This window comes from Pseudoxanthomonas sacheonensis, from assembly GCF_010093305.1.
GTDB lineage: Bacteria > Pseudomonadota > Gammaproteobacteria > Xanthomonadales > Xanthomonadaceae > Pseudoxanthomonas_A > Pseudoxanthomonas_A sacheonensis.
The window spans coordinates 76,031-85,624 of record NZ_PDWS01000021.1; the positions used below are offsets into that span (position 1 = coordinate 76,031).

The following is a 9,594-nucleotide window of genomic DNA, read 5'->3' on the forward strand; positions in this document are numbered from 1 at the left end:
CCGACGGAAATGACCAACAGCAAATGGAATACGCATAAGTCATTGGCCCTGTTGGCTGCCGCAGCCCTGTTGGCCGCATGCAGCAGCACCGTGGTGCGCGAGACCTCTTCTTCCCGCACTCCGCAGCGCATCGTTTCCCAACCCAAATACGGCGCAACCGTCAGCGTGCAGCGCGGCGACACTTTGTTCGGCGTGGCTTTCCGCAATGGCATCGATTTCCGCGACTTGGCGGCTTGGAACAACATCCCCTCGCCGTACACCATCTACCCGGGGCAAAGCCTGAAGTTGTATCCGCCCAGCCGCAGCAGCGTTGCGGCTCCGGTCACCCGGCCCGCTCCCGCCGCGCCGCGTCCGCCGGCAGCGGTGAAGCCGGTGCCGGCGCCGGGACCGGCCAGCAGCGGCTTCAACTGGCGTTGGCCGGCCGAAGGCGTAGTCATCGGGCGCTTCACCACCGGCGATGCCACCAAGCAGGGCGTGGACATCGCCGGCGCCAACGGCCAGGCGGTGCGCGCGGCCAGCGACGGGGTAGTGGTGTACTCGGGCGGCGGCCTGGTGGGCTACGGCGAACTGATCATCATCAAGCACAGCGAATCGTGGCTGTCGGCCTACGGCCACAACCGCAAGCGCCTGGTCAACGAAGGCCAGAACGTGAAGGCCGGGCAGCAGATCGCGGAAATGGGCCGCAGCGGCGCCTCGCGCGATATGCTGCATTTCGAGATCCGCTACAACGGCAAGCCGGTGGATCCGTTGCAGTATCTGCCGAAGCGCTAATCGGTGGGTTGGCCCGAGCGAGCCTCGTAGGTCGGCCCCCGTATCGAGTACGGGGCAGGCTCTACGTGGCCGACGCACGCGAGAATTCGAACATGGCTGAGCGTCGGGGGCGTAGCCCCGACCTACGCGAAGGTGCCGCCCGGTAGGTTGGCCCCCGTAGCAAGAGCGTCGGGGGCGTAGCCCCGACCTACGTCAGCAGGAACCCGGCCACCACACGCCTGCCTTCGCCTGCCAGCACATTGAACGTGCGCGCCGCGGCGGGGTTGGTCATGACCTCGATGCCGATGCCGCGGGTCAGGCAGGCGGCCATGACGGCTGCGGATGGGAAAACCTGACGTTCGCCGGTCCCCAGCACCACCAGCTCCGGATTGAGCGCAAGCAAGGGGGCGAGATCTTCGGGCAGCAGCGCCGCCGGGTCGCGGACGTTCCAGTCCTCGATCAGCTCGTTCGGCGCCAGGATGAAACTGGCTTCCAGCACCCGGTCGTTGACCTTGGCGCTGTGGCCGTCGGCCGCGCGCAGGGCATAAGCGTAGTCGGGGCGTTCGTGGTTCAGTTGCATGGGAGGCGGGGAACGGTGAATAGGGAATGGGGAATAGGCAAAGCATCCGCTTTATCCATTCACTATTCCCTGTTTCCCATTCACTTTCTGGGCAATACGATCTGACGATGGTCCTTGCTGGGCCGGTACAGCACCGCCACGTGGCCGATGCGCTGCACCAGGGCTGCCCCGGACTTGTCCACGATTTCCCCGATCATGGCATCCCGGGTTTCGCGGTCTTCGGCGCCGATCTTCACCTTGACCAGTTCGTGCTGTTCCAGCACCGCATCCAGTTCGGCCAGAAAGGCCGGGGTGAGCCCTTTGGCGCCGATCTGCAGCAGGGCCTTCAGGTCGTGGGCCTGGCCACGCAGGAAGCGCGACTGGCTGGAGGTCAAAGCTGTGGACATGCGCTGCGGTACGGGGTCTCGAGGGGGTTCAGGGTATCATGGCCGCCCCACCGAACCCGTTTCTCCAGCCGCCTGCGCGCGGGCCGGGGGACTGACGCGCCCATGGCCACCCGCAGCAAAAGCAGCCAACGCTGGCTCAAAGAGCACTTCGCCGACCCCTATGTGAAGAAGGCGCAGGCCGAGGGCCTGCGTTCGCGCGCGGCCTACAAGCTGGAAGAGCTGATCGAGCGCGATCGCCTGCTCAAGCCGGGCATGGTGGTGGTCGACCTGGGCGCGGCCCCGGGCGGCTGGTCGCAGTTCGTGCGCAAGGTGCTGGGCGACAGCGGCCGGGTGGTGGCGATGGACATCCTGGAGATGCCCAGCCTGGCCGGGGTGGACTTCCTTCATGGGGATTTCAGGGAAGATGACGTCCTATCGCAGCTGGAAGCCATGTTGAACGGCCAACCCGTGGACCTTGTGCTCTCGGATATGGCCCCCAATAAGAGTGGTGTGGACGCGGTCGACCAGCCGCGCATGATGCATCTGGCCGAACTGGCGATGGATTTCGCCGACGGCCATCTGAAACCGGGCGGGGCTTTCCTGATCAAGCTGTTCCAGGGCACCGGTTTCGATGACTACGTGCGCGAATTGCGGCGGCGCTACGAGAAAGTGGCCATCCGCAAGCCGGATGCCTCGCGCAAGCGCTCCCCGGAAGTCTACGCGCTGGGGCAGGGCAAGCTTCTGCACATGAAATGACGTGGTTCGTTGTAGTCTCTCAATCGAGTTATAGGAAGCACCGGAGTCAATGAGGATGAACGGCTTGAGCAAGAATCTGCTGCTGTGGGTAGTCGTCGCCGTCGTGCTGATGGTGGTGTTCCAGAGCTTTTCGCCGAAATTGGGCAACGCCGCCGGCGCCGAAACCAATTATTCGCAGTTCCTGCAGGAAGTGGACAACGGTTCGGTGGCGTCGGTGAATTTCACCAACGACAGCAATCTGGTCACCAACGCGATCCAGTACAAGCGTACCGACGGCACCTCGGGCACCGTCTACGGGCCGCAGGACGACTATCTGGTCAGCATGCTGGTCAAGAAGAACGTCGCCATCACCCGCGAGAAGCCGGCCAGCGGCCTGTCCCTGGGTTCCATCCTGATGACCTTCCTGCCGGTGCTGCTCATCATCGGTTTCTGGATCTTCATGATGCGGCAGATGCAGGGTGGCGGCGGCGGGGCCAAGGGCGCCATGTCCTTCGGCAAATCGCGCGCCAAGCTGCAGGGCGACGACCAGATCAAGGTGACCTTCGCCGACGTGGCCGGTTGCGACGAGGCCAAGGAGGAGGTCAGCGAACTGGTGGAATTCCTGCGCGACCCCGGCAAGTTCCAGAAGCTGGGCGGCAAGATTCCGCGCGGCGTGCTGATGGTCGGCCAGCCGGGCACCGGCAAGACGCTGCTGGCCAAGGCCATCGCCGGCGAAGCCAGGGTGCCGTTCTTCAGCATCTCCGGTTCGGATTTCGTCGAGATGTTCGTCGGCGTCGGCGCCAGCCGCGTGCGCGACATGTTCGACCAGGCCAAGAAGCACGCGCCGTGCATCATCTTCATCGACGAGATCGACGCGGTCGGCCGCCATCGCGGCGCCGGCCTGGGCGGCGGCCATGACGAGCGCGAGCAGACCCTCAACCAGTTGCTGGTGGAGATGGACGGTTTCGAAGGCGGCGAAGGCGTGATCGTGATCGCCGCGACCAACCGTCCCGACGTGCTCGACCCGGCATTGCTGCGTCCGGGCCGTTTCGACCGTCAGGTCGTGGTCGGTCTGCCCGACGTGAAGGGCCGCGAACAGATCCTGCGCGTGCACATGCGCAAGCTGCCGCTGGCCGACGACGTGGTGCCGATGACCATCGCCCGCGGCACGCCCGGTTTCTCCGGCGCGGATTTGGCCAACCTGTGCAACGAAGCGGCGCTGTTCGCCGCGCGCGAAAGCGGCAAGGAAGTGCGCATGGAGCACTTCGACCGTGCCCGCGACAAGATCATCATGGGCACCGAGCGCCGCTCGCTGGCCATGAGCGAGGAAGAGAAGCGCAACACCGCCTACCACGAGTCCGGCCACGCCATCGTCGGCCGCTTGGTGCCCGAGCACGACCCGGTCTACAAGGTCACCATCATTCCGCGCGACCGCGCGCTGGGCGTGACCGTGTACCTGCCCGAAGGCGACAAGTACAGCATCAACCGCACCGGCATCGAGAGCCGCCTGGCCACGCTGTACGGCGGCCGCGTGGCCGAGGAACTCATCTTCGGCGCGGACAAGGTCACCACCGGCGCCTCCAATGACATCGAGCGCGCCACCAAGATGGCCCGCAACATGGTCACCAAGTGGGGTCTGTCCGAGGAACTGGGCCCGATCACCTACGCGGAAGAGGAAGAGGAAGTGTTCCTGGGCCGTTCGGTGAGCCAGCACAAGAACGTCTCCGACGACACGGCGCGCAAGATCGACGAAGTGGTGCGCACCATCCTCGACAAGGCCTATGCGCGCACCACCAAGATCCTGACCGAGAACATCGACAAGCTGCACGCGATGGCCGAAGCGCTGATGACCTACGAAACCATCGACGTGCCGCAGATCGACGCCATCATGGAAGGCCGCGACCCGCCGCCGCCGGCGGGCTGGACCAAGACCGACAAGGGCGAAGTGATGCCGCTGCCGCCGATCGGCGGGCCCGCCGCGCAGACCTGACGCGTTTGACCCCCTCTCCCATCGGCGCCCGAAGGGTGTGCAAGGCTGAGAGGGTTGGGGTGAGGGTACGTCGAAGTGGCGAGGGTTGAGTTCGCGGTTAGCTAATCGCATTCGCAAAGCCGCTTGTTGTCAGCACCCGCAAAGTGGTCGTATATCACTCTGCCGTACCCTCATCCGGCCCTTCGGGCCACCTTCTCCCGACGGGAGAAGGGAAGGAGTCTATGTTCGACATTGCGCCCCAACTCGACTGCGCAGGCCGCTTGATCAAGCTCGACCGCCCGCAGGTGATGGGCATCGTCAACGTCACCCCGGATTCGTTCTCCGACGGCGGCACCCACGCCACTCTGGAAACCGCCGTTGCGCATGCGTTGAAGCTGGCGGAGGAGGGCGCCGACCTGCTCGACATTGGCGGCGAATCCACGCGGCCAGGCGCGGAAGAAGTTTCCGTCGAAGAAGAACTGCGCCGTGTCATCCCGGTAATCGAGCAGCTGGCCAAGCAGACTTCGCTGCCGATCAGCATCGACACCTCCAAGCCGGAAGTGATGCGCGCGGCAGTGGCGGCGGGCGCGGGCATGATCAACGACGTCTACGCATTGCGTCGCGAAGGTGCGCTGGAGGCCGCTGCCGCGCTGGGCGTGCCCGTGGTGCTGATGCACATGCTTGGCGAGCCGCGCTCGATGCAGCAGGCGCCCGATTACGACGACGTGGTCGGCGACGTGCACCGTTTCCTGGCCGAGCGCCTGTTCGCCGCGGAAATGTCCGGCATCGCCAAGAAGAATCTCATCGTCGATCCGGGTTTCGGCTTCGGCAAGAACACCCAGCACAATCTGACCCTGCTCGCGCAGCTGGAGCGTTTCGCCGAATTGGGCGTGCCCGTGCTGGCAGGCTTGTCGCGCAAACGCACGCTGGGCGAACTCACCGGCCGCGAGGCCGCGCAAGATCGCGTCTTCGCCTCGGTGGCCGCCCATCTCATCGCCGCGCAGCGCGGTGCGCGGCTGCTGCGCGTACACGACGTCGCCGCGACGGTGGACGCGCTGAAGGTGTGGAATGCGGTGGCGGCTGTGCCCCTGCCGCGCGGCAAGACGCCGGCGCCAGGCATCCGCTGGCCGGACGACGATTGATGGCGGCCGATAACCGGCCTATCGCCATCGCCCTGATGGGCCCCACCGCCTCGGGCAAGACCGCGCTGGCTATGGAATGGGCGCAGCGCCTGCAGGGAGAAATCGTCAGCATCGATTCGGCCCTGGTCTATCGCGGCCTGGACATCGGCGCGGCCAAGCCGGAAGCGGCGATGCTGGCCGCCGTGCCGCACCACCTGATCGATGTGCGCGAGCCGTGGCAGCCTTACTCGGCGGCGGAGTTCGCCGCCGACGCGCGCGCCGCGCTGGAGACGATCGCCGCGCGCGGCAGGATCCCTATCCTCGCCGGCGGCACAGGGCTGTATTTCCAGGCCTTGCTGGAAGGGCTGGCGCCGATGCCCGAAGCCGATCCCGCGATCCGCGCAACCATCGCCAGCGAAGCGGCCAAAAAAGGCTGGCCGGCGCTGCATGCCGAGCTGGCCCAGGTCGACCCGCGCGCTGCGGCGAAAATCAAAACCACCGATCCGCAACGCATCCAGCGCGCGCTGGAAGTGTTCCGCCTCAGTGGCAGACCCATCAGCCATTGGCAGGCGATGCCTGCGCGCGACCGACTGCCGTTCCGTGTGCTCAAACTGGTGCTGTCGCCGCGCGACCGTGCCGTGCTCCACCAACGCATCGAATCGCGTTTCGACGCGATGCTGGAAGCCGGTTTCCTGGAAGAGGTCCATCGTTTGCGCGATCTTCCCCAGCTGCAGGCGATCGACAAGCCTCTGGACCTGCCGGCGATCCGTGCCGTCGGCTACCGACAGGCCTGGGAATATCTGGACGGGGCCATTGCGGAAGCCGAATTCCGCGACCGCGCCATCTTCGCCACCCGCCAGTTGGCCAAGCGCCAACTCACCTGGTTGCGGGGCGAACTGGATGCGCGCTGGTTCGATCCGCTGGCCGACCGCCAGGCCCTGGAAACGGCCCTGTCGCTGTTCCTGCCCTCGAATCTGCGCACTGGGTAGCTGGTCAAGCGCCCGATGTTGTGTAACATCGGGGTTCCGGGTTAGCGGCAGGGGAGCTGTGCGCCGTCCCGGACCAATAAAAACAACACCTATAGAAATAGGCGGGAGTAAGAAATGTCCAAGGGGCAATCCTTGCAGGATCCTTTCCTGAATGCGTTGCGGCGCGAGCGGGTACCGGTTTCGGTCTACCTGGTCAACGGCATCAAGTTGCAGGGCACCATCGAGTCGTTCGATCAGTTTGTCGTATTGCTGCGCAACACGGTCAGCCAGATGGTCTACAAGCACGCCATTTCCACGGTGGTGCCGGCGCGCAATGTGCGGGTGGGGCCGGGCGGCGGTTATGTGCAGGGCAATGAGGACGGTGGCGAGGAAGGCGGCGACGAGAACGAGTAGGGTTGCTGTTTTTTCTGCAGCGATCTGATTCTTCCCGACGTCTTCCCAATTCACGACGTCATCCCAGCGCAAGCTGGAAGCGCTCTTCAACAGCCGAATGGCTGGTCATCCATCTTGATCTTGCCTTTGCTTCTGCTCCTGCGTTTGCTTCTGCCTCCTCCCTTGCGCGCAGCGCAGGGGAGGATTGAGGAGTGGGGCTCTTGATCTCGCTTCTCTCGTCATCCCCGCGAAGGCGGGGACCCAGCGACTTTGCTTTTTGCTTGTGAAGTGCAAAAGCGTTTCGCGCTTTGCGCGAGTCACTTTTCTTTGAACGGCAAAGAAAAGTAACCAAAAGAAAGCCGCCCTAACGCCGCGCCCCACGATGAAGCCGTGGGGTCCGCAAGCGTGGCGGGAATTTTTGGAAGCAGCATCCTGCTGCTCCAAAAACGGCGCACATCCTTGTGCGCCGCCCCTGCGGGGTTTACCCACCTCGCTTGCCGCGCCTCACGGGAAGGTAAAAAGCCAAATCTGAAGCAAAAGCGCCCAAGCCCTTTGTATTCCGACGTTTCGCCCCCACACTTGTCCCATGTTCGAAAGATCCAGAAAGGGCGAGCACGCCCTGTTGATACAGCCCATGCGCTCGGGTTCGGGCGGGAGTTCGCCCGATGACGGGGCGCAGGAGGAATTCGCCGATCTGGCCCGTTCCGCCGGCGCTTCCATCGCCGCGGTGATCACCGCGCGCGTGGACAAGCCCAGTCCTTCGACCTATATCGGCAGCGGCAAGCTGGATGAGGTGAAGGCCGCGGCCGATGCCACCGGCGCCGATCTGATCCTGGTCAACCATTCGCTGTCGCCCGGCCAGGAGCGCAACCTGGAGAAATTCCTGGAACGCCGCGTGCTGGATCGCACCGGGCTGATCCTGGACATCTTCGCCCAGCGCGCCCGCAGTTTCGAAGGCAAGCTGCAGGTCGAACTGGCCCAGCTGCAGCACATGGCCACCCGCCTGGTGCGCGGCTGGACCCACCTTGAGCGCCAGCGCGGCGGTTCCATCGGCTTGCGCGGCCCCGGCGAAACCCAGCTGGAAACCGACCGCCGCCTGCTGCAGAAGCGCGTCGACCAGCTGCAGAAGCGCCTGGAAAAAGTCGAAGTGCAGCAGACCCAGATGCGCCGCGCCCGCGTGCGCAGCGAAATGCCGCGCGTGGCCCTGGTGGGCTACACCAACGCCGGCAAATCCACGCTGTTCAACGCCATGACCGGCTCGGACGCCTATGCGGCCGACAAGCTGTTCGCCACGCTCGATCCCACCGTGCGCCGGGTCAATCTGCGCGGCGGCGGCATCATGCTGTCGGACACGGTCGGCTTCGTGCGCGACCTGCCGCACGAACTGGTCGCCGCATTCCGTTCCACTTTGTCCGAAGCGCGCGAGGCCGACCTGCTGCTGCACGTCATCGACGCCGCCGACCCGCTGCGCGAAGACCGCATCGCCCAGGTCGATTCGGTGCTGCAGGAGATCGGCGCCGGCGATATTCCGCAGGTGCTGGTCTACAACAAGATCGACCGGATCGAAGGCGCGGAGCCTCGCCGCGACGTGCCCAACGGAGGCCGCGAACGCGTCTGGCTGACCGCGCGCGATGGGCTGGGTATCGAGTTGCTGGAAGAGATTCTTGCCGAACGCCTGTCGCTGGTGCGCATCCAGGGCCCGCTGCACCTGCCGGCCGCGCATTCCGAACGCCTGCGTTCGCGTCTGCACGCCCTGGGCGCGGTGCGCGCCGAAACCCACGACGAGGACGGCTGGCATCTGCAGGTCGATCTGTCGCTCGCCGATGCCCAGCGCCTGGCGGTGCAAGCCGGCGGTGCGCCGCTGGAAGCCCTGCTGCCCGAAGTCCCCAGCGAAGAATGGATGGCGTAGGTCGGGGCTACGCCCCCGACGAAACGCAACCGGATACCCGAGCGTCGGGGGCGTAGCCCCGACCTACGCTTGTCTCCATGGCCCCGCGACCCTATCTAGTAGAATCAGACCCGCAACGGCCCTGGCCCTGCGCAAACCTCAACGTGGAGTAGGCATGGCCTGGAACACCCCCGGTAACAGCGGCCCCGGTAGCAACGGATCGAACGGCGACGGCGAAAAGCCCAGGCCCAACCCTTGGAAACCGAAAGGCAACAAGGGCGGCGGCAATGATCTGAACGGCTTGCTGGACCGCTTGCGCGGCCTGTTCGACGGCAGCGGCGGCAACCCGCTGCGCTGGGTGGTCATCGGCCTGGTGCTGCTGCTCGTGTTCAGCAGCTTCCAGCTGATCGGCGAACAGCAGCGCGGCGTAGTCCTGCGCTTCGGCCAGTTCGCCCGCATCATGCAGCCCGGCCCCAACTTCAAGTGGCCCTGGCCCATCGAAAGAGTCACCAAGGTCAACGCCACCGAGATCAAGACCTTCAGCAACACCGTGCCGGTACTGACCAAGGACGAGAACATCGTCACCGTCTCGCTCAACGTGCAGTACCGCATCAGCGACCCGCGTCTGTACCTGTATGGCTCGCGCAACGCCGACGAAGTGCTCAAGCAGGCCGCCCAGAGCGCCGTGCGCGAACAGGTCGGCCGTTCCGACCTGGACACCGTGCTGGGCGTGCGCGGCCCGCTGGGCAGTTCCGCCAAGGAACGCCTGCAGCACTCGCTGGACAGCTACCGCACCGGCCTGGTGGTGACCGAGCTCAACCTGCC

At 65.2% G+C, this 9,594-nt stretch carries 10 protein-coding genes; 8 read left to right on the forward strand and 2 right to left on the reverse strand.

All coding sequences use genetic code 11. From position 1 onward, the window contains the following. The first annotated feature begins 9 nt into the window (after positions 1–9). A complete protein-coding gene (locus CSC73_RS16160; RefSeq protein ID WP_163842389.1) occupies positions 10–771 on the forward strand; it encodes a peptidoglycan DD-metalloendopeptidase family protein in 762 nt (253 codons plus the stop codon). Positions 772–958: 187 nt separating this feature from the next. On the opposite strand, the gene CSC73_RS16165 is transcribed toward CSC73_RS16160, so the two are convergent. Then, entirely contained in the window at positions 959–1,330 is a 372-nt protein-coding gene (locus CSC73_RS16165) for an Mth938-like domain-containing protein (protein WP_163842391.1), read from the reverse strand. An 80-nt stretch (positions 1,331–1,410) separates the two neighbouring features. After that, positions 1,411–1,716, reverse strand: coding sequence for a ribosome assembly RNA-binding protein YhbY (gene yhbY / locus CSC73_RS16170; protein WP_093290116.1), 306 nt, complete (start codon positions 1,714–1,716; stop codon positions 1,411–1,413). 102 nt (positions 1,717–1,818) lie between these two features. Here yhbY and rlmE point away from each other — a divergent pair, with 102 nt between their 5' ends. From rlmE to hflK, 7 genes are all read left to right on the forward strand, one after another. Further along, on the forward strand, positions 1,819–2,451 hold the full coding sequence (gene rlmE / locus CSC73_RS16175; protein ID WP_163842394.1) for a 23S rRNA (uridine(2552)-2'-O)-methyltransferase RlmE: 633 nt from the start codon (positions 1,819–1,821) through the stop codon (positions 2,449–2,451). A gap of 55 nt (positions 2,452–2,506) precedes the next feature. Beyond that, the gene (gene ftsH, locus CSC73_RS16180) at positions 2,507–4,420 is read left to right on the forward strand and encodes an ATP-dependent zinc metalloprotease FtsH (protein WP_163842397.1); all 1,914 of its coding nucleotides are present in this window, start codon (positions 2,507–2,509) and stop codon (positions 4,418–4,420) included. 221 nt (positions 4,421–4,641) lie between these two features. Next, complete coding sequence (gene folP / locus CSC73_RS16185) at positions 4,642–5,541, forward strand: dihydropteroate synthase (protein ID WP_163842400.1); 900 nt, start codon at positions 4,642–4,644, stop codon at positions 5,539–5,541. Further along, positions 5,541–6,509 carry a tRNA (adenosine(37)-N6)-dimethylallyltransferase MiaA gene (miaA, locus tag CSC73_RS16190; RefSeq protein WP_163842402.1) on the forward strand — a complete coding sequence of 323 codons (969 nt, stop codon included), beginning with the start codon at positions 5,541–5,543 and terminating at the stop codon, positions 6,507–6,509. Before folP ends, miaA begins: the two co-directional genes overlap by 1 nt. A 114-nt stretch (positions 6,510–6,623) precedes the next feature. Next, positions 6,624–6,902 carry an RNA chaperone Hfq gene (gene hfq, locus CSC73_RS16195; RefSeq protein WP_093290121.1) on the forward strand — a complete coding sequence of 93 codons (279 nt, stop codon included), beginning with the start codon at positions 6,624–6,626 and terminating at the stop codon, positions 6,900–6,902. A gap of 565 nt (positions 6,903–7,467) precedes the next feature. After that, positions 7,468–8,790: a ribosome rescue GTPase HflX gene (gene hflX / locus CSC73_RS16200; protein WP_163842419.1), complete on the forward strand. Its 1,323-nt coding sequence runs from the start codon at positions 7,468–7,470 to the stop codon at positions 8,788–8,790. 154 nt (positions 8,791–8,944) lie between these two features. Continuing rightward, positions 8,945–9,594: FtsH protease activity modulator HflK (gene hflK, locus CSC73_RS16205; protein ID WP_163842425.1), on the forward strand; the 650-nt coding region annotated here is incomplete at its 3' end.